Origin of the sequence: Paenibacillus agri (assembly GCF_013359945.1) — a bacterium.
Lineage (GTDB): Bacteria > Bacillota > Bacilli > Paenibacillales > Paenibacillaceae > Paenibacillus_AQ > Paenibacillus_AQ agri.
In genome coordinates this window covers 140,983-160,557 of record NZ_JABWCS010000218.1, presented here as the reverse complement: position 1 = coordinate 160,557, position 19,575 = coordinate 140,983, and the positions used below count along the sequence as shown (strand labels likewise).

The window sequence follows — 19,575 nt, the reverse complement described above, 5'->3', positions numbered from 1 at the left end:
ATCATTTGTTATACTATGGACAGAGGCGGTATCGGAACTTAAGCGAACTGCACTCCGGAATAGATCATGTGTTTCTTGGATTCACCTTCATAACTGTAATGAACGGTTACGTTGGATTCTGCTCTGAGCCGTAAGGACCGAGACAGAAGGGACGATCGCGAGTGACTCTTTTTTGCCCTTCGGACCTTTTTAGCGGACTTATGCTAAAGGGTTTTTTATTTGCGCGTTTATGCGCTATCTACTCAGGAAAAGGGGAATGAGGAGCAATGGCAGACAAACAGGCATTGAACATTGTGAAAATGAAAAAAATGAAGGCGGACGGTATTCCGCTAACTATGATTACTGCATATGATTACCCTTCGGCCCGTCTGGCCGAAGAGGCCGGCATCGACATCATCCTTGTTGGCGATTCGCTGGGCAATGTGGTGTTGGGCTATGATACGACCCTTCCGGTCACATTGGATGATATGGTATACCACACACGTTCCGTAGTCCGCGGAGCACATAATACGTTTATTGTGGCGGATATGCCTTTTATGACCTACCACGGTAGTATTGACGAAAGTCTCCGCGGGGTGCGCAGACTGATGCAGGAGGGACGTGCCCATGCGGTTAAAGTGGAGGGCGGTGTCGAGATCTGTGAGACCGTTAAGCAAATTGTGTCTGCTGGTGTACCCGTACTTGGACATATCGGCTTGACTCCGCAGTCCGTGAATACCATTGGCGGTTACCGGATTCAGGGTAAGGACCCGGCGGACGCGCAGCGGTTGATGGATGAGGCCAAGGCACTGGAGGCTGCAGGCGCTTTTGCCGTAGTGCTGGAGCTGGTGACAGAGGAAGTGGCGGAGGCCATTTCACGGGCCATTAGCATTCCAACTATCGGTATTGGAGCCGGCCGTTATACTGACGGGCAGGTTTTGGTATATCATGATGTACTGCGTTATGCCTCCCCTTACCGTGAGAAACGTTTTGTTAAAACCTATGCCGATATCGGTACACAAATCCGCGAAGGGATCACTCAATATGTGCAGGAAGTCAAGCAGCGCGCCTTCCCTGATGAGAGCCATATTTTCAAAGCGGATGAGACGGTTCTAGAGTCCTTGTATGGCACCGCGTCAAAAGGAGCGAAATAAGATGAGAGTGGTCAGAACAGTAGAACAATTGCGCGAAGCGCTGGAATATATGCGTGGCGGCGGTCATACGCCGATTGGCTTTGTGCCGACCATGGGTTACTTGCATGACGGACATGCCAGCTTGCTGCGCCGGGCTACGGAAATGTCCGGTACAGTGGTTATGAGTATATTTGTCAACCCGCTGCAATTTGGGCCAAATGAGGATTTCGCTTCATATCCCCGTGACGAAGCCCGGGATCTGGAGCTTGCGGAGCGTGAAGGTGCAGATATCGTATTTATCCCGTCTGTGGAAGAGATGTATCCGCGTCCTATTCGTACAGGAGTGTCCGTCTCTTCACTGACCAACGTGCTGTGTGGGGCTTCGCGCCCGGGACACTTTGACGGTGTCACTACCGTGGTCTCCAAGCTATTTAATATGGTGCAGCCTGATTATGCCTTTTTCGGTCTGAAGGATGCCCAGCAAGTAGCAGTTCTTCGCCAAATGGTGTCTGACCTGAATATGAATGTGCAGATTGTGGCCTGTCCTATCGTTCGTGAAGCTGATGGTTTGGCGCTCAGTTCCCGCAATGTGTATCTGTCGGAGGAAGAACGGCTTCAAGCACTTGTACTGTCACGTTCCCTGCGGGCGGCTCGCGAAGCTGTTGAAGAAGGATCAGCCAAGACGGCCGAGGAAATCAGACAATTACTGGCCTCGATCATTTCTTCTTCACCACTTGCGGTGATAGACTACGCGGAAATTTTGACTTTTCCAGACCTTGAGCCACTAGCTGACGATTCCATTTTGGCACAGGCAGATGGTGAGATCATTATGGCACTGGCCGTCAAATTCGGTAAAACCCGCCTGATCGACAATATTGTGTTTACTCCTAAGGAGGTAGCTGCAATTGTTTAGACATATGATGAAATCCAAAATCCACCGGGCAACAGTGACGGAAGCTAATTTGAATTATGTGGGCAGTATTACCATTGATGAAGATTTGATGGAAGCCGCAGACTTGCTGGAGAATGAAAAGGTGCAGATCGTGGACAACAACAACGGGTCCCGTCTGGAGACTTATGTCATTCCCGGTCCGCGCGGCAGCGGTGTGATTTGTCTCAATGGTGCGGCAGCCCGGCTGGTGCAGCCTGGCGATACAGTGATTATTATTTCTTATGCGATGCTTTCACAAGAGGAGCTCCAGAGCCACAAGCCGACTGTAGTTTTTGTAGATGAGCTGAACAAGCCGGTCAAACTCGCCGATCATGAGATCCACGCGACCATCGTCTGACCGTTTCTGACGGGCATGTAATCAATGGCAGGCATGAAAGGCCCTTACCTTGCGAAAAATGAAGTCAGGCAAGCTGAACTGAACTGATACCATTTTCAGTAAGGGTGGGATGAAGTCATGTTTCAACATTTATTTGCTGAAATGAACCAGATGCTACAGGAGGTCGTCACTGACTATCCTAAAGCGCAGGGTGCCCGCCGGGAAGAGCTTTTATGCAAGTACAATTTGTTACACCGGATCAGCGATCATGTCATGGATGAATGGCTGGTCTTCGCGGAGAAGCTCAGCCATTTCCGTGACAACCTGGAAGTGCCGGATGAGCCTCTGGAGCCGGCCGCTCAGCAGGAGGCGCCAGAGCTGTCTATGGAGTCCTTCGTCAGAGGTCAGGGCTATTATAAGCTGCTGATGTACCCGCAGTGTATCGAACAGTTTAAGGGCGTCGTTCAGGAGTACCCGGACAGCCTCGCCGCTCGACTGTATCTCGCCATGGCTTATCTGCAGGAAGGGGAAGGCGAAGCCGCATGGGTTCATCTGAATCATATGCTGAATCTCGCCCGGGAACGCAAGCTCAAGGCGATGATCTATAATGCTATGGGCTGTATCCGCGCTTCTCAGGAGCGCTTTCCTGAAGCGCAGGAGTTGTTCGATTTGTCTCTTCAGCATGATCCGGCCCTGCCGGAACCGACTGTGAATCTGGAAGTGTGCCGTAAGCGTGGGGGACAACTCCAGTATGGCAGCCAGCTTGTCTCGCTTTTATAACCATCAGTCTTGCCACAGAAGCGATGCCTCCACTGTTGACAGCGGGGTGCATCGCCTTTTTTCGCAACTTCTGTTATGCTGATTAAGAGTCTCAAGTGAAAGGGAATAGAACTTACAATGAAATTTGCCGTGCTTGATTTTGAAACAACGGGAACCCAATCGGTGGGTGAAATCATCCAGGTGGGTCTTGCCATTATAGAAGAAGACCGGTCCATTTCCCGGGTATATGGTTCCTTTGTCAAGCCCGGAGCGCCGATTCCTCCTTTTATTACGGGCTTGACAGGCATAACCGACAGCGACGTGGCGGATGCGCCAGAGCTGGATGAGATGATGATGGAGCTAGTGCCTTTACTGGACGATGTCGTGCTGGTAGGGCATAATGTGGCTTTTGACTTCCATTTTTTACAAAATGCATTGGATCGATGCGGATATTTGCCGTTTCAAGGCCGTATTCTGGATACGATCGATTTTCTGAAAATTTGCTTTCCTTCGCTGACGACTTATCAGCTAGGTGCCGTCAGCAGCCATTTCGGCATTACGCATGAACGGCCGCATCAGGCCGACAGCGATGCTTTGGCTACCGCGCTTGTGCTGCTCCAATGTCTGGAGGAGCTATACAGCCTGCCGCTTCTAACAATACAGCGGCTTAGCGAGTTATTCGCCGCAGAAGACAGCGATCTTGGCTGGTATTTCGACGGGCTGCTACGGGAACGGGAGATGGAGACTTTCCAGCCGGAGAGCGATTTAACATTTTACCGGCAGCTTGCCCTCAAGGTAGGCGACTGGACAGAGCTGGAGCCTCCAAGGGATCAGCATGGTGCTAATCCACTGCATTCATTATCTTTCTCTGATTATATGGATGAGATTAGACAACGGCTCAAGGACAAGTTACCTCATTATGAAAGCCGGGAAGCGCAGGATATTATGTTTAACGAGGTTATAACCGCACTTTCCGAGGACAAGCACCTGCTGATTGAGGCAGGGACGGGAACCGGCAAGTCGCTGGGTTATCTGCTTCCGGCAATTTATCAGAGCGTTCGCAGTGAGCAAAAGGTCATGGTCAGCACTCATACCATTAATCTGCAAGACCAGCTCCGGGAGCGCGATATTCCGCTGCTGACCGAAGTTGTTCCATTTCCGTTCAAGGCTGCTATCTTCAAGGGAAGAGGGCACTATTTGTGTCTGCGCAAGTTTGAACATAAAATAAATAAAAGGGACTTTACGAGTCCGAGGGAAGATGCCATCATTGCCGCCCAGATGATCGTGTGGCTGACTCAGAGTGAATCCGGGGATGACGAGGAGCTGAACCTCGGCGGACGCGGCGGGGATTTCTGGGAGACGGTGGCAAGCGACACCGATTCGTGCCTGGGCCGTGCTTGCCCTTGGTTCCGCAAGTGCTATTACCACCGGGCCAAGCATGAGGCTGGTATAGCAGATGTGGTAATTACGAACCATTCCAAGCTGTTTGCAGATGTGAAGGCCGGACATCAATTGTTGCCAGCTTATGAGCATCTGGTTATTGATGAGGCCCATCATCTGGAGGATGTAGCGGGGAAGCATCTCGGGATGCACATGAAGCATTTTACGGTGTCACATACTCTCGGTAGACTCTACAAGGACAGCCGTAACGGACAGCTTCCGGCCTTGCGTCAGATTCTGCAAACTTCCGGTAGCGAGCAGGCTTCCGAATGGAGTGTCATCATTGACAGGCTTTATCCGGACTTGCTTACGGTGAAGGAGACTTGGGATGTATTAAGCGAGAAGCTGTACACTCTCCTGCCGGAGCGCAGCGATGCGGCCGCAGGGGAAGCGGGACAGCTTGTGCTTCGTCTCCAGCCGGGAAGCAAGCCGAAGGACTGGGAAGAGCTGGCGGCCCTAGAGAATACAATGCACCTGAGCCTCAGCGAAGTCATCCGTAAGGGTGAGAAGATGCTAAGCGAGATGCGTGAACAAGACGGTCAGTCCAGCGCGGACAGCCTGGTGACCGATCTCGGCGGTCTCTTTAAGGATCTGGGCGCCATTCGTGAACAGGTGCGCTTCTTTATGAATCTGAACGACGTGAATGTTGTCTATTGGCTGGAAGCCAGCACTAATTATCGCAGCAAGTCCCTGCAGCTCTATGCGGTGCCTGTCGATGTCAGTGCCCAGCTCAAGGAGCTGTTCTTCGACAAGAAGAACAGCATCGTTCTGACCTCGGCCACATTGTCGGTCGATAAATCATTCCAGTTCATGATTGACAATCTGGGGCTCGGCGAGGCAGCGGAGCAGGGGCGTCTGATGACCTCGCTGCTGCCTTCTCCGTTCAAGTACCGTGAACAGGCCCTATTGGTCATTCCACGCGACTTCCCGAGCGTTAAGGGCAGCATAGGCGATGCCCGCTTTGTGGACACGCTGGTGCAGTCACTGGCGGAGGCTGCGGTAATCACGCGCGGACGGATGCTTGTGCTGTTCACTTCTTACCGTATGCTGCGCCAGGTCTATGATCCCCTGAAGGAAGCTCTGGCTTCACAGGATATCAGTGTACTGGGTCAGGGAGTCGAAGGTGGAAGCCGCAGTAAGCTGATCCGCCGTTTCCAGGACAGCAACGCTTCTGTGCTGCTTGGCACAAGCAGCTTCTGGGAAGGCGTAGACATTCCAGGCGATGCCCTAACCTGCCTGGCGATCGTCAGACTGCCGTTTCAGCCGCCGAATCATCCGCTCGCGGAGGCTAAGGCTGAGCTGCTACAGGCACAGAAGAAGAACCCGTTCATGAAGCTCTCCGTGCCGCAGGCGGTCATCCGCTTCAAGCAGGGCTTCGGTCGTCTCGTTCGGACGGCACAAGACCGGGGGATCGTTATTGTTTATGATACCAGGGTGATTGAATCCTATTACGGTAAATATTTTCTGTATTCGCTGCCCGGTCCCAAGATGGAGCATATGAAGACTGAGCAGATGGTTCCCCGAATTGCAGAATGGCTGGAGGAAGGGGGCAAATAATGCCCCTTTCATTCCGCGTGTAATGCGTTATTTTCAACAATTGGATTAATCTAGGAGGAGAAAACATGAAATCGGATAAAATCTCGGAGGCGGTGGTACGCAGACTTCCTGTATACCTGCGATTCCTTAACGATCTCCAAAAACGTGAAATCTCGACAGTTTCTTCTCAAGAACTTGGTCAGAAGCTGGATCTTAACCCCGCCCAGATCCGTAAGGATCTGGCTTATTTTGGCGACTTCGGCCGTAAAGGCATCGGTTATGATGTATCTTATCTTATTGAGAAGATCCGTCATATCCTGAAACTGGATCAGCAAATTAACGTAGCTCTGGTAGGCGCCGGTAATCTTGGACATGCCTTGTCCAATTACAATGCGTACTTGAAGGACACGATGAAAATAACCGCTATTTTTGATTCCTATGAACCAAAGGTAGGCCAAAAAATCAACTCACTCATTGTACAACCCATGAAGGACCTGGGCAGCACTATCCGTGAGCAGGGCATCCGTATAGGCATTATTACTGTACCGGATACTGAAGCGCAGAATGTTGCCGATATCCTGGTGGAATCCGGTATTGAAGCAATTTTGAACTTTGCACCTGTAATTCTAAAAACGCCAGGTCATATCCGAGTTCATGCGGCCGACTTCACAACGGATTTGCAGAGCCTGGCTTATTATTTGCAAGATGGAAAGGAAGAGCTTGGGCATGAGCAACAGTAAAATTCTTATCCGTAACGGGAAGTTTCTTGTGCCTGGGACTCCTCTGTCTGTATTGAACGGCTGTATGATCATTGAGAATGATCTCATCACATACATAGGCGAAGAAGAGCCGTTCCTTGAAGAAGAGTTGCAAGTGATTGATGGCAGTCGGCTGCTTTTCATGCCAGGTCTGGTGAATACTCATGGTCATGCGGCGATGTCTCTGCTGCGCGGCTATGGTGATGACCGGACTCTTCAGGTCTGGATGCAGGAGAAAATGTGGCCGATGGAGGGCAAGTTTACCCCGGATGATATCTACTGGGGAAGCTCGTTATCCATACTTGAAATGATGAAGGGCGGCACGACGACCTTTTTGGACATGTATGACAAAATGGACCGGGTAGCTGAGATTACGGAGCAGTCCGGCATGCGCGGGGTTCTGACACGCGGCGTTATCGGTCTATGTCCGCCGGAGGTACAGGATGTTAAGCTGGCTGATGCGGTCCGGTTCGCTCGCGACTGGCATGGCAAGGCAGACGGCAGAATTACAACGATGCTGTCCCCGCATTCTCCTTATACTTGTCCGCCGGAGTTGTTCGTCAAGTTCGTACAGGCGGCCCATGACCTGGATCTGCCGTTGCATACGCATATGTCGGAGACGAAGCGGGAAGTGGAGCAGAACGTAGAGGAATATGGAGTGCGCCCTGTCGAACACTTGGAGAGGCTAGGTATGTTTACACGACCATCTCTAGTCGCGCATGGTGTGCATTTGAATGACGAGGAGATCGGGATTCTGGCCCGTCACCATGTCGGGGTCTCACACAACCCTGGGAGCAACCTGAAGCTCGCTAGCGGCATTGCCCGGGTTATCGACCTGCTGAATGCAGGTGTCACCGTATCGCTCGGTACGGACAGTGCAGCCAGTAACAACAATCTGGACCTGTTTGAAGAGATGCGTCTGGCAGCGCTTATCCATAAGGGCTTCAGCGGTGACCCGACCGCTATTCCGGCTGCACTAGCCATGCGAATGGCTACGGAGTACGGTGCGAAGTCACTTTTCCTCGATGGTGTGGGCCAACTTGCTCCCGGCATGAAGGCCGATTTTATTGCCATTGATATCGACCAGCCGCACCTCCTGCCGCATACGGATCTGCTCTCACATGCGGTATATTCAGCCAGTGCTAAAGACGTGCTCCATGTCTGGGTGAACGGAAAGCAGATTGTGAAGAACGGGGAGTGCCTAACGTTGGATGAAGAGGCTATCCGACGCAAGGCACAGGAAACTTTTGAAGGTCTGTTGAAGCGGTAGACAGGCGAGGAACAGGCACCACCGCCGCGGAACAAGTAGAAAGGAAGCTGTAACTTGAAAAAGAGGAAAAAATGGATCCTGATAGGAGTGGCAGTGTTTCTGCTCTTGCTGCTCGGCATAATTCAGTTCTACGCCTTTATCATGAAAGACCAATGGAAAGAACGGGATGCAGCCAAGGAAGTTGCCAAGAGCCGTGCGGGCTTGACTCTAATGGAGAAGGCCCAGAAATCGGTCTGGGATGAAAACTCGGTGTATTGGGTGCTGACAGGGAAAAATGAGGCGGGTACCGAGCTCATGGTCTGGGTTCGCTTTACAACAGACGGTAAAGTTGCCGAAGGTGATAATGTGGTATTCAGCGAAGAACTGAGCAAGGGCACATCGGAGGCTAAAATCAGGTCCATCATCAGCGCACAGCTTCCGGATATTAAGATTCAAAGGCTGCTCCCTGGTGTGTATAACGGGGAATATGCCTGGCAGCTTTTTTATGAGCAGGCAGATCGTTATTATTATCAGTTTTACCGCTTTTCTGACGGAACTCCTATCGGTGGGCGTTTCAGTTTGCCGAAGCGCTGAGACTGAACCTCATTGGGCTCTCCTTGCGGGAGAAAGTAAGGGGAAGTTAAGGGGATTTAAGAAAAAACAACAAGCGAACCGGGGGCGGTTCGCTTGTTTGCGTTCAGATTGGAATTTGAATATGCTGTCTGAAAATTTTAATTAACGAGATTGCTTAACGGGATTTTTTACGAGAATTCATTGATCTATTTGGAACGTATTAAAATAACAAACAAAGCCAGGGCAAAAGAGAGTCTATAATAAGAATCCCCGTAGTGAATTAGCGGCATTTTTGTACCTTAAATTCTCTGCAGTTTAGGTTTTTTGGGAATTAAGTGCAATATTGTACCTTAAATCTTCCAGAATACTCGTACAGCGTGCTTTTTCGAAAAATAAGATACAATAATGCCCTTATTTTCCTCATTTGCTTATATTCAAGAAAAATAAGGTACAAAAATGCTGTTAGTTAGAGATGCGGGCTATTTTTCTGGCTGTTAAGACGACTGCTGAAGGGGAATATAACGACTTCTAGCGGTGGAAATCAGGTGACAGCCGATGAGAACCGATGAGAACCGATGAGGCTAATGACAATTTATTGCATATTGTGGAAAAAGTGAAATTCTGGCTGGAAGGTTACATTTGTAAATATATCCATAGAACCGTTCCTACGGAACCATCCCGCGGAACCATTCCCATGTAAACCTTTCCTACGGAACCTTTTCTACGAAACCTTTCCTACGAAACCTTTCCTACGGAACCATTCTTATGTAAACTTTCAGGCGAACGCTCCGCTCCTACAGATACTTTTACAAATACTCTTACAGTTACTCTTACAGATACTCCTACAGCTCCAAATTTGCCTTTTACTCCTCTTAGTTTTTGTTATTTCTTTTGTTAAATTCTCTTACTAATTTCTTTTCTTACTTTCTTTTGTTCGTCAAATATATAATTTCGTATTGATCATCATATATCAAATATGTTGATTTATTTATATCTAATAGTATATCATCATTGATTCGTATAGATGCAGATATCAGATCCGCGGATAGATAATTTTATCAAAATAAACCGCAGAACTAAGTTCTGTGGCGAGCTTTGTCGATAAATAATATAAAAGGTTAGATAAATCTGTAAAAATTAGAATCAAAAATTTTAAATATATTCACACTTTTTTTCGTTTTCGTATATACACCTGTGATATACTACTATTTGTATTCAAGAGGGCATGCCGAATTGAATCCCTGATCATAGGGATCATCGCATACCGGGACGTATTCATATACTTGTTGTAATCATCGAGAGGAGGACGTTTCTTGAAACTGCGTCTTGTACCTGTACTGCTAACGTCACTGTTGACGGCTGCCTTGTTATTTGGTGGATGGTTTCTCTATCGTGAATTCGTGATTCAGGAACCGCTCCAAAAGATTGTGGCTGGCTATGAAGGTGTCAACAGGTCTCAGATTACTATTAACCGTGATCAGGTGACTTTGAAACTCGATCTTAAGCCGGGCACGAAGATGCGTGAACTGGTTCAATATGTTTCGACCGAAGGCAAATCGGCGATTAACGGCCGCACATTAAAGCTTGATGTCGATCAGCACTCCAGCGAAATGCTGGATGATTATTGGAATAAAGCAATGTTCTCAGTGGCAGAAGCCATGGAGAGCGGTAAATATACATTGATTCCGTCAACGCTTGACGGATTGAAGGAGAGTCATACGGAATACAAGGGTGTTGTTGCAACGACAGAGATTGACGATAGCAATGTCTATGTAAGCCTGAGCAGCGGCAAAGATAGCAAATTCATTATTCTGCCGCGCAAGCCGGCCAAGATGGGGGTTTGGAACAATGCCTAAATGGACTAAAGAAGTACTGGTGGGATTTATTCCTGTCGTGTTGATTTTCATGGTGTTTGTTGGCATTAATATTTTTCCGGTCATCATTGCGGCTGGCATGATCGGTGCGCTGCTGCTGATAGCACATATGCGTGGCGGGATCGCTGTTGGTGCCGGAGCGGAGAAGAAGCGCAAGAAGGAAGGGCCGTCCAAGCTGACTTTTGAAGAAATCGGCGGCCAGGATAATGCTAAGCAGGAACTCCGTGAAGCGCTGGATTTTCTGATTCGTCATGAAGAGATCAGCAAGTTCGGGATTCGCCCGCTTAAGGGCATCCTGCTCACTGGTCCTCCGGGAACCGGGAAGACATTGATGGCTAAAGCAGCTGCACACTATACAAATTCAGTATTCGTTGCCGCCTCCGGCAGTGAGTTTGTTGAAATGTATGTCGGGGTAGGCGCAGGGCGTATCCGTGATTTGTTCCGCGACGCCCGTGCCCGGGCTGTGAAGGAGAACAAACAGAGCGCGATTATTTTTATCGACGAAATTGACGTTATTGGCGGTAAGCGTGAAGGCGGACAGCAGCGTGAATATGACCAGACACTGAATCAGTTGCTCACGGAAATGGACGGTATCTATAACAATGAGACTCCGCGCATTCTCCTGGTGGCTGCTACAAACCGCAAGGAAATGCTGGATTCGGCGCTGCTGCGGCCAGGCCGGTTCGACCGTCATATCCAGGTGGATATGCCCGATATCAAGGGCCGCAGATCGATTCTGGCTCTACATGCGAAGAACAAGCCGCTGAGCGCTGAAGTGAGTCTCGATAAAATCGCCGAGGAAGCTTATGGGTTCTCTGGTGCCCAACTCGAAAGTGTGATGAACGAAGCGGCCATCTACATGATGCGTGAGAATCTGACAGAAGTGGAGCATCGTCATTTGTCCATGGCCATCGACAAGGTGATGATGGGCGAGAAGACAGACCGCGAGACTAATCTCGAAGAGAAGAAACGCGTCGCTATTCATGAGCTGGGACATGCGATCATGGCCGAACTGCTGCGCCCGGGCAGTGTCAGCCAGGTTACCCTTACCCCACGGGGGCAGGCACTCGGTTATGTGCGGCATAATCCGCAAGAGGAGCAGTATCTGTATACGAAGGACTATCTGGAGGATCAGATTATGATCGCACTAGGCGGAGCCGCTTCTGAGGAGATCTTCTATGGCGGACGCAGTACCGGTTCGAGGGGAGACTTCGACCAGGCGTTGAATATTGTCGAAACGATGATGAAGTCTGGACTTACCTCTCTGGGGATTGCCAATCTGGATATGGTTACCACAGAAGAGCTAATGAAGGAAAACAGTAAAATACTGGACGAGCTTATGCTTCGGACGCGTGAAATGCTGGAGAATCAGCGGAATGTATTTGATTACTCTCTTGACATTTTAATGAAAGAAGAAGTCCTTTCTGGAGAGCAATTTCGTTGTCAATTTCGTGACAGCGTCCTTTTACCGGCATAATTATTTATGCCGGTTATTTTTTTTTACTTTTCAGGCATGCTAAGATATCATTATATGTCGGGCTATTTAAATCTTTACGACAGACAAGGTACAATACTAAGGTATAGATACCTGAAAGGATGGAGACTTTTTTATGAATTTTAAGAAAATCGGTGTCATCGGCGGCGGTACGATGGGACAAGGCATCGCAGAAATGCTCGCTGCCAAGGGTTTGGATGTAATGCTGGTGGAGAAAACAGAAGAAAGACTGGATTATTCCTATGATATGATCGAAACCAGTCTCGACAAACAACTGGAGAAATGGGCCATCACCCAGGCAGAGAAGAAGCTGATTCTCGGCCGTATCCAAAAAGTGACCCATTTTGCAGAGCTCAGTTCCTGTGATATGGTTATTGAGACAATCATTGAAGATCTGGAAGCCAAACAAAAAGTATTTCACCAGCTTGACCAAGTGTGTCCGAGCCACATTATCCTGGCGAGCAATACTTCCACACTCAGCTTGACTGAACTTGCCAGCTCAACAATGTACCCGGAACGCGTCATTGGCATGCATTTTATATACCCTGTAGCGAAAGTGGATCTGGTCGAAATTGTACGCGGTCTGAAAACATCGGACAAAACATTCGAAGATACAAAAGCTTTTGTAGACGAGGTTGTAGAGAAGAAGGGCGTAATGATTTATGAATCCCCGGGATTTGTAACTTCACGCCTCATTTGTTTGCTCATCAACGAAGCTATGCACGTATTGCAAGAAGGTGTTGCTTCTCCTCAGGATATTGACGATGCTATGCGGATTGGCTACCAGTTCCAATATGGACCACTGGAAATGGCTGACCGGTTTGGCCTGGATTCGGTACAGGCTGCGCTCGAGCGGATGTTCCGCGAATACGGCGAACTGAAATACCGTCCATCGACCATTTTGAAAAAGATGGTGCGTGCGGGACAACTGGGCATGAAATCGGGCGAAGGCTTCTTCAAGTACGACAAGGATGGTGACCGTATATGAATATTCTAGTAATTAACTCGGGGAGTTCTTCTCTGAAATACCAACTGTACAACATGACTGATGAATCTGTTTTGGCAAAAGGTCTGGTAGAACGGATCGGGATGGATTCCTCCATTCTGAATCACAAGCCGACTGGCAAGCAGGAAGTGACAGAAGTCAGCGAAATTTTGGAACATAACACAGCGATTCGTAAAGTCCTTGCCATCCTTACTGACAAGGAACACGGCGTAATCGAGTCCATTAAAGAAATCAATGCTGTTGGACACCGTGTGGTACACGGAGGCGAATACTTCAAAGCTTCCGCGCTGGTAGATGCTGATGCTAAGACGAAAATTCGTCAGTTGTTCGACCTGGCACCACTGCATAACCCTGCTGCAATGATGGGGATTTCCGCTTCCGAGACCAATATGCCGGGCGTGCCACAGGTTGTTGTCTTCGATACTGCGTTCCATCAAACGATGCCTGAGAAGGCCTATATGTATGCTATTCCAAGAGTGTTGTATAACAAATACAAGGTTCGCCGTTACGGTGCCCACGGTACATCCCATGATTTCGTGAGCAAAGCTGCTGCCGAGTATTTGGATCGTCCGCTTGAGGACCTCAAAATTATCACTTGCCACATCGGTAACGGTGCGAGCGTAACCGCGGTTCAAGGCGGTGTGTCTGTTGATACTTCCATGGGGATGACTCCGCTGGAAGGTCTGATGATGGGTACGCGCAGCGGTGATCTTGACCCCGCTGTTGTTCCATATGTAATGAACAAGGAAGAGTTGTCCGTAGGCGAAGTGAATTCGATGCTTAACAAGCACAGTGGATTGCTTGCAATTTCGGGCGTCAGCAGCGATATGCGCGATATTATTGACGGTGCGGAGAAAGGTGAGCCTAACTCTACGCTTGCTTTTGAAATGTACGAATACCGTCTGCGCAAATACATCGGTTCTTACGCAGCTGCTATGAACGGTGTCGACGCGATTGTGTTCACAGCCGGTGTCGGCGAGAACGCTTCGTTGCTGCGCGAAAGAGTGCTGAATAACTTGACGTTCCTTGGAATTGAACTGGATGCTGAAGCCAATAAAGTCCGCTCCGGCGATCCGCGCCGCATCTCGACGGCTGATTCCAAGGTACAGGTGCTCGTAGTGCCGACAAACGAAGAGCTTGTCATCGCACGCGATACACACCGTATTGTGCAAGGAATTAACGGCTAAATTAGAGGAGAGAGTGTAGGCATGGCTAACAAAAGTGTAATCAAGAAAGTGAACGAGCATGTTGGAGAAAGTGTTGTAATCGGCTGTTGGGTTAACAACAAGCGCTCCAGCGGTAAAATCCAGTTCCTGCAGCTGCGGGATGGTACAGGTTATATCCAGGGTGTTGTCGTGAAATCGGAAGTACCTGAAGAGGTATGGGATGCCGCGAAGAGCCTGACACAAGAAAGCTCCCTGTACGTGACCGGTATTATTCGTGAAGAACCGCGCAGCCAATCCGGCTTCGAGATGACAGTTACCGGCATTGAAGTGCTGCACATCACTGAGAATTACCCAATTACTCCGAAGGAGCACGGCGTGGACTTCCTGATGGATCACCGTCACCTCTGGCTGCGTTCATCCAAGCAGCGTGCGGTTCTGGTCATCCGTGCGGAGATCATCCGTGCGATTCAAGAGTTCTTTGACACGAGCGGCTTTACTTTGGTCGATCCGCCGATTCTGACGCCAACCTCGGCAGAAGGAACGACCAACCTGTTCCACACTAAATATTTTGACGAGGATGCTTATCTGACACAGAGCGGTCAGCTATACATGGAAGCAGCTGCAATGGCGCTGGGCCGTGTATACTCCTTCGGTCCAACCTTCCGTGCGGAAAAGTCCAAGACACGCCGCCACTTGATAGAGTTCTGGATGATCGAGCCGGAAATGGCCTTCACCGATCATGAAGAGAGCTTGAAGGTACAAGAGCAGTTCGTTTCTCACGTGGTGCAATCTGTCGTTAAGAACTGCCGTACCGAGCTGGAAGCGGTAGGCCGCGATATTTCCAAGCTGGAAGCCATTCAGGCGCCGTTCCCACGGATTACTTACGACGATGCTATCAAGTTCCTGAACGAGAATGGACACGAGATTGCGTGGGGCGAAGACTTCGGTGCACCGCACGAAACAGCGATCGCTGAAGCGTATGACAAACCGGTATTCATTACCCATTACCCGGCATCCTTTAAGGCATTTTATATGAAGCCAGATCCGAACCGTCCAGAAGTGGTGCTGTGTGCGGATATGATCGCGCCTGAAGGCTATGGCGAGATTATCGGCGGCTCTCAACGGATTGACGATCCGGCGCTCTTGGAAGCACGCTTCAAGGAACACAATCTGTCGCTGGACACTTACAAATGGTACATGGACCTGCGTACCTACGGTACTGTACCACACTCCGGCTTCGGTCTTGGCCTGGAGCGCACAGTAGCCTGGATTTGCGGGCTTGACCACGTACGTGAAACGATTCCGTTCCCTCGTACACTCTACCGTCTATACCCATAATATTCGGCAATAACAACTGCGCCGTCCTTTCACAAGGAGGCGCAGTTTCTTATAGAATTACAAGTAAGATGGATTTTATGATAGGTTATTTTTTAACAAAGGGGGGCGTACATGGACGGCAAAGGATGGAATGCCTGGGGAGAAGGCGTCTCCTTCGGCCTGGAGAGCGGAATGGCTATCATTCCTTACGCGTTGCTCAAGCATTACCGCAAGCTCGGCTTGGCGGGTAGTGAGGCAATGCTGCTGATTCATCTGCTAGCGTTCAGACAGGTGGAGGGGATGGAGTTCCCGACCCTCGAGGATCTGCAGGGGGTAACCGGACGAAGCATGCCCGTAATCGCAGGCGAGCTCCAGAAGCTGATGAAGGATGGATTTATCGGCATCGATGAGGATAATGACGAGCTGCGGGGTATCCATTACGAACGCTATAACTTCTCTGGACTATACAGCAAGTTAGGAGCCTATCTGGCTGAAGTCGCCCAGCAGGCTGGTCAGACACAGGAGCTACTGACATCGCAGCGTTCCTCTGCGGATGTCTTGTCGAACGGTGGATCAGGCTGGAATCCTGCATCTCTCCAGAGCAAAGGAGAGGAAGAAAGCCGAAGCTTGTTCAGTGTATTTGAAAAAGAATTCGGGCGTCCGCTCTCCCCAATGGAGTGTGAGACGATCTCGGGCTGGGTCGATCAAGACCAATACCTGGAGGAACTAATTCTGCTCGCTTTGAAGGAAGCGGTCTTTGCCGGGAAGCTGCATTTCCGGTACATCGATCGTATTCTACTGGAGTGGTCCCGCAACCGCCTCAAGAATGCTCAGGATGTCAAAACCTATTTGAAGAAATTCCGTAATGGGGGCAGATAGATTCTTCCATAGGAGATTGATTCTTCTGGATTGAGAGAAATTGAACCGTATTGCGCTGGCTTCCGCCGGGCGATACGGTTTTTTTCATATTGGATACTAATAATTGCTATATTCCCTCTATTTTCCTCTCTGAAAAAAGTTTACGCTTAAAGCAGGGGTAAGTGATAGATGCTGCGTCTATTACTGTGGGAAGGAGGGGAGAGCCATTGAGGATGAACTATTAATCAAGAGAATTTGCCAGGGAGACGAGGATGCTTTCCGAAAGTTCGTGGACAGATATGCCGGGCAAGTGTACAAGATCACCTACTCGGTGTTGCGCGAAGCCAGAGGCGCCGAGGACGCGGCCCAGGAAGCCTTTCTGCAAATTTACAAATCTCTCCCCGACTATCGTTTTCAAGGATTAGTAACATGGATTTCACGTATTGCCTTACATAAGGCGATTGACTCCAAGCGTAAAAGGGATCGCCAGCGGGAGCAGCCTGTTGACTGCGAATTGACGCTCCGTCAGATCTGCTCGGGTGATGAGGATATCCTGGTTGGTGTTGTCCGGCGCGAACGCAGAGAACGTCTGTGGGATGAAGTGCAGATGCTGCCGGAGATGCATCGTGAGGTGATCGTCGCCTATTATATCGAACAGCAAAATTATGAACAGATAGCAACCCAGAAGGGCATTACATTGAAGACAGTGGAATCCCGGCTCTACCGGGCCCGGCAGTGGATCCGAAAACATTGGAAGGAGGACGATTGGCTATGAGGCAAGACGGAGAATTAAAGCAGGATGATGCCCGTGCACGACAGTATCTTGCAGGTGAAGGAAGCCCGGAAGAACGGGATATCTGGGAGCAACGGCTGCTGGAGGATGACGATGCGCTTCTCTCCTATCTGGAGTCGCTGGAGGAGCTTCAAGGGCAATTTCCGCCGCTGGAAAATCAGAAGCAGTTTACAGAAAATGTGATGGGAAGCTTATCTACAGTGAAGAAGCACGCAATCCATCCCAGTAAGGAGATCCGGCCAGCCAAAGAGGGTCAGCGGCGAAGTCGCTGGTATGAGCAAGCGATTGTCCATTATGTAATCGCAGCTTCACTAACGCTGATCTTTCTATCCTCCGGCGTATTCGACCGGCTGTTTTCGGGGGAGATAGGGGTGTTCGTTCCGGAGGGCAAGCATCCGTCATACAGCGAACAAATGATGGAAGCGACCAGCGGCTGGCTGGATCAGTTGATGAACAGTAACCGCAAGTGAGAGGAGAGATAACATTGCAGCAGCAAAGTAAACTAAAAGCTTTATTTATCAATATTTTACCCGGGGCAGGTCATTATTATATGGGAAAACGCACCTCGGGCATCGTCTATTTCCTGGTCAGCTTTGGCGGGTTATTTCTGTCCATATTGCTGGCAATGGCGAGAGGAGAAGATGAACTTGCCTTGCTCGGGCTTGTTGGCTTTATCGTGATGTGGTTCCTAAGTATGGTCCATCTGCTGATTCAAATGTTAAAAGCGCCAACCCCGCCGGTTGCGCTTCCGCTAGAAGAGATAGAGGGGGTACCTTACACGCCGGTAAAGAGTAGAGACAATGAACGTTTTCATGTCATACTGCTGTCCTTTATTCCGGGACTGGGACATTTTCATATGGGCCTGATGCAGCGGGGGCTGTCGTTCTTAATTTCCTTTTTCGGCTTTATGACGATTCTGCTATTCTTGGCCGGAATAACATCCAGTGATGCGTTTCTGCTGCTGTTCGGTGTATTGCCGGTTATTTGGCTGTACTGCATGTTCGATGCTGTTCAGCATATCCACCGTAAGCAGGCAGGAGAACTCCTGTACGACCGGACGCTTTTCGAGGATTTGGAGGCAGGTCGTGAGGATGGACGCCGCAGTAAGGTGCTGGCGACACTTCTGGCTGCGTTTCCCGGGGCAGGACAAATGTATTTGGGTCTGCAGAAAAGAGGGCTTCAGCTGATGCTTCTGTTCCTTGGCAGCATCTATGTTATGGACCTGCTCCGTCTAACGCTGTTATTCTTCCTGATCCCGGTCATCTGGTTCTACAGCCTGTTCGATGCTCTGCAGCATATTAGCCGTTATGGCAGAGAGGATCTGGAAGACCGTCCGGTCATTGCAGGTTTCATGAACCATCAGGGCTGGCTCGGAGCGGTGCTGCTCTGTATGGGGTTGTATTATATTGTTGCGGATGTGGCGATTCCCGCCGTTGATGGACTCTTTCCGCAGTGGCGACTGGAACACCGGCTTAATGCTTATTTTAAAACAGTGCTTGTGTCTCTGGTGCTGATCGGCGGGGGCATCAAGCTGCTGCTGGGAAATAAAAAGAGAGTACAAAACAAGGGAACGGGGGAATCGCTATGAGCATGGATATGAATTTAAGCCCTACACCGAACCTTCCCGAGGCAGCCCCAGCCGTTCATACCAAGGCAGCTAAAGGTCGCAGCTGGCGTGTCGGCACCTTGTCGATGGGACTAAGCCTGCTGTTCCTGGGCGGTCTTATCATGGCTTCCCAATGGAATGGCGCAGAGGTCTTTGCGATGACCCTGGCCTGGTGGCCGGTAATATTTATCTTGCTGGGTTTGGAAATTGTGATTTATACACTATGGTTTCGGGGAAAAGGGAAGGTGTATTACGATGTGATGAGCGTCCTGTTCGTAGGGTTTCTCGCGATCTGCTGCCTCCTTTTTGCTGCGATCAGTTCCTTGGGCTTGACTCAAGAGATCAAACAGATGATGTCGTTGTCAGAAGAACGATACGAACTGCCGGCATACAACGCCCCGCTTCCCGCGGGTGTCACGAAGATCATCGTCCAAACCGAATGGATCCACAAGGTGAAGGTTGACCAGACCGGTGGATCAGCATTGAACGTGTTTGGTACCTATTTGTCGGACCAGGGGCGACTTCAGAAGGAACAGGAGAGCAGTCTACTGTTAACCAAGCATGTGGGAGACACTGTGTATATTATGGCTGGGACGACTAAGGGTGGTTCGTTCTTCAACCGGCATCAGAATGGGTTGAATGTAACCGTGGCGCATCCGGCCGGTGTCCAGGTAGTCGTGCGGGATAACTATGGCAACGAGCTTTAATTATACAGTGTTCATAAAAAGCCAGTAAGTCCTCCAGGTGGTCATCCCCCTATTAAGT

Annotated in this window: 18 protein-coding genes; all 18 read left to right on the top strand. The window is 49.7% G+C overall.

Annotated elements, in window-relative coordinates:
* Positions 1 to 266: 266 nt before the first annotated feature.
* The 18 genes from panB to HPT30_RS23010 all read left to right on the top strand — a co-directional run bounded on the left by panB (position 267) and on the right by HPT30_RS23010 (position 19,517).
* Positions 267 to 1,133, top strand: coding sequence for a 3-methyl-2-oxobutanoate hydroxymethyltransferase (gene panB / locus HPT30_RS23095; protein ID WP_066363166.1), 867 nt, complete (start codon positions 267 to 269; stop codon positions 1,131 to 1,133).
* A gap of 1 nt (position 1,134) precedes the next feature.
* Positions 1,135 to 2,025: a pantoate--beta-alanine ligase gene (gene panC / locus HPT30_RS23090; protein ID WP_175373664.1), complete on the top strand. Its 891-nt coding sequence runs from the start codon at positions 1,135 to 1,137 to the stop codon at positions 2,023 to 2,025.
* Positions 2,018 to 2,401: an aspartate 1-decarboxylase gene (gene panD, locus HPT30_RS23085; RefSeq protein WP_066363155.1), complete on the top strand. Its 384-nt coding sequence runs from the start codon at positions 2,018 to 2,020 to the stop codon at positions 2,399 to 2,401. The genes panC and panD overlap by 8 nt, the downstream gene beginning before the upstream one ends.
* 117 nt (positions 2,402 to 2,518) lie before the next feature.
* The gene (locus HPT30_RS23080) at positions 2,519 to 3,160 is read left to right on the top strand and encodes a tetratricopeptide repeat protein (RefSeq protein ID WP_175373663.1); all 642 of its coding nucleotides are present in this window, start codon (positions 2,519 to 2,521) and stop codon (positions 3,158 to 3,160) included.
* A gap of 117 nt (positions 3,161 to 3,277) precedes the next feature.
* Positions 3,278 to 6,136, top strand: a complete 2,859-nt coding sequence (locus tag HPT30_RS23075; protein WP_175373662.1) for an ATP-dependent DNA helicase DinG, 3'-5' exoribonuclease type — start codon at positions 3,278 to 3,280, stop codon at positions 6,134 to 6,136.
* Positions 6,137 to 6,201: 65 nt separating this feature from the next.
* Positions 6,202 to 6,855 carry a redox-sensing transcriptional repressor Rex gene (locus HPT30_RS23070; protein ID WP_175373661.1) on the top strand — a complete coding sequence of 218 codons (654 nt, stop codon included), beginning with the start codon at positions 6,202 to 6,204 and terminating at the stop codon, positions 6,853 to 6,855.
* Complete coding sequence (locus tag HPT30_RS23065) at positions 6,842 to 8,143, top strand: amidohydrolase (RefSeq protein WP_175373660.1); 1,302 nt, start codon at positions 6,842 to 6,844, stop codon at positions 8,141 to 8,143. The genes HPT30_RS23070 and HPT30_RS23065 overlap by 14 nt, the downstream gene beginning before the upstream one ends.
* Before the next feature lie 54 nt (positions 8,144 to 8,197).
* Complete coding sequence (locus HPT30_RS23060; protein ID WP_175373659.1) at positions 8,198 to 8,716, top strand: cell wall elongation regulator TseB-like domain-containing protein; 519 nt, start codon at positions 8,198 to 8,200, stop codon at positions 8,714 to 8,716.
* A gap of 1,292 nt (positions 8,717 to 10,008) precedes the next feature.
* Positions 10,009 to 10,551 (top strand): hypothetical protein, encoded by a 543-nt coding sequence (locus HPT30_RS23055; RefSeq protein ID WP_175373658.1) that lies wholly within the window; start codon positions 10,009 to 10,011, stop codon positions 10,549 to 10,551.
* Positions 10,544 to 12,046: an AAA family ATPase gene (locus HPT30_RS23050; RefSeq protein WP_175373657.1), complete on the top strand. Its 1,503-nt coding sequence runs from the start codon at positions 10,544 to 10,546 to the stop codon at positions 12,044 to 12,046. Before HPT30_RS23055 ends, HPT30_RS23050 begins: the two co-directional genes overlap by 8 nt.
* A gap of 133 nt (positions 12,047 to 12,179) precedes the next feature.
* Positions 12,180 to 13,052, top strand: a complete 873-nt coding sequence (locus HPT30_RS23045) for a 3-hydroxyacyl-CoA dehydrogenase family protein (protein ID WP_066363139.1) — start codon at positions 12,180 to 12,182, stop codon at positions 13,050 to 13,052.
* Positions 13,049 to 14,257, top strand: coding sequence for an acetate/propionate family kinase (locus tag HPT30_RS23040; protein ID WP_175373656.1), 1,209 nt, complete (start codon positions 13,049 to 13,051; stop codon positions 14,255 to 14,257). The genes HPT30_RS23045 and HPT30_RS23040 overlap by 4 nt, the downstream gene beginning before the upstream one ends.
* A 21-nt stretch (positions 14,258 to 14,278) precedes the next feature.
* A complete protein-coding gene (gene asnS, locus HPT30_RS23035; protein ID WP_175373655.1) occupies positions 14,279 to 15,574 on the top strand; it encodes an asparagine--tRNA ligase in 1,296 nt (431 codons plus the stop codon).
* Between the two features lie 111 nt (positions 15,575 to 15,685).
* Positions 15,686 to 16,432: a DnaD domain-containing protein gene (locus HPT30_RS23030; RefSeq protein WP_175373654.1), complete on the top strand. Its 747-nt coding sequence runs from the start codon at positions 15,686 to 15,688 to the stop codon at positions 16,430 to 16,432.
* A gap of 205 nt (positions 16,433 to 16,637) precedes the next feature.
* Positions 16,638 to 17,186: an RNA polymerase sigma factor gene (locus HPT30_RS23025; RefSeq protein ID WP_175373805.1), complete on the top strand. Its 549-nt coding sequence runs from the start codon at positions 16,638 to 16,640 to the stop codon at positions 17,184 to 17,186.
* Positions 17,183 to 17,674 carry a hypothetical protein gene (locus tag HPT30_RS23020; protein WP_175373653.1) on the top strand — a complete coding sequence of 164 codons (492 nt, stop codon included), beginning with the start codon at positions 17,183 to 17,185 and terminating at the stop codon, positions 17,672 to 17,674. The genes HPT30_RS23025 and HPT30_RS23020 overlap by 4 nt, the downstream gene beginning before the upstream one ends.
* An 8-nt stretch (positions 17,675 to 17,682) precedes the next feature.
* A complete protein-coding gene (locus HPT30_RS23015; RefSeq protein ID WP_175373804.1) occupies positions 17,683 to 18,792 on the top strand; it encodes a hypothetical protein in 1,110 nt (369 codons plus the stop codon).
* Positions 18,789 to 19,517 (top strand): hypothetical protein, encoded by a 729-nt coding sequence (locus tag HPT30_RS23010; protein WP_175373652.1) that lies wholly within the window; start codon positions 18,789 to 18,791, stop codon positions 19,515 to 19,517. Before HPT30_RS23015 ends, HPT30_RS23010 begins: the two co-directional genes overlap by 4 nt.
* Positions 19,518 to 19,575: the final 58 nt, after the last annotated feature.

Coding starts and splice junctions, on each gene's coding strand:
- panB (WP_066363166.1), top strand. CDS start 267: ATGGCAGACAAACAGGCATTGAACATTGTGAAAATGAAAAAAATGAAG.
- panC (WP_175373664.1), top strand. CDS start 1,135: ATGAGAGTGGTCAGAACAGTAGAACAATTGCGCGAAGCGCTGGAATAT.
- HPT30_RS23080 (WP_175373663.1), top strand. CDS start 2,519: ATGTTTCAACATTTATTTGCTGAAATGAACCAGATGCTACAGGAGGTC.
- HPT30_RS23075 (WP_175373662.1), top strand. CDS start 3,278: ATGAAATTTGCCGTGCTTGATTTTGAAACAACGGGAACCCAATCGGTG.
- HPT30_RS23070 (WP_175373661.1), top strand. CDS start 6,202: ATGAAATCGGATAAAATCTCGGAGGCGGTGGTACGCAGACTTCCTGTA.
- HPT30_RS23065 (WP_175373660.1), top strand. CDS start 6,842: ATGAGCAACAGTAAAATTCTTATCCGTAACGGGAAGTTTCTTGTGCCT.
- HPT30_RS23050 (WP_175373657.1), top strand. CDS start 10,544: ATGCCTAAATGGACTAAAGAAGTACTGGTGGGATTTATTCCTGTCGTG.
- HPT30_RS23045 (WP_066363139.1), top strand. CDS start 12,180: ATGAATTTTAAGAAAATCGGTGTCATCGGCGGCGGTACGATGGGACAA.
- HPT30_RS23040 (WP_175373656.1), top strand. CDS start 13,049: ATGAATATTCTAGTAATTAACTCGGGGAGTTCTTCTCTGAAATACCAA.
- asnS (WP_175373655.1), top strand. CDS start 14,279: ATGGCTAACAAAAGTGTAATCAAGAAAGTGAACGAGCATGTTGGAGAA.
- HPT30_RS23030 (WP_175373654.1), top strand. CDS start 15,686: ATGGACGGCAAAGGATGGAATGCCTGGGGAGAAGGCGTCTCCTTCGGC.
- HPT30_RS23020 (WP_175373653.1), top strand. CDS start 17,183: ATGAGGCAAGACGGAGAATTAAAGCAGGATGATGCCCGTGCACGACAG.
- HPT30_RS23010 (WP_175373652.1), top strand. CDS start 18,789: ATGAGCATGGATATGAATTTAAGCCCTACACCGAACCTTCCCGAGGCA.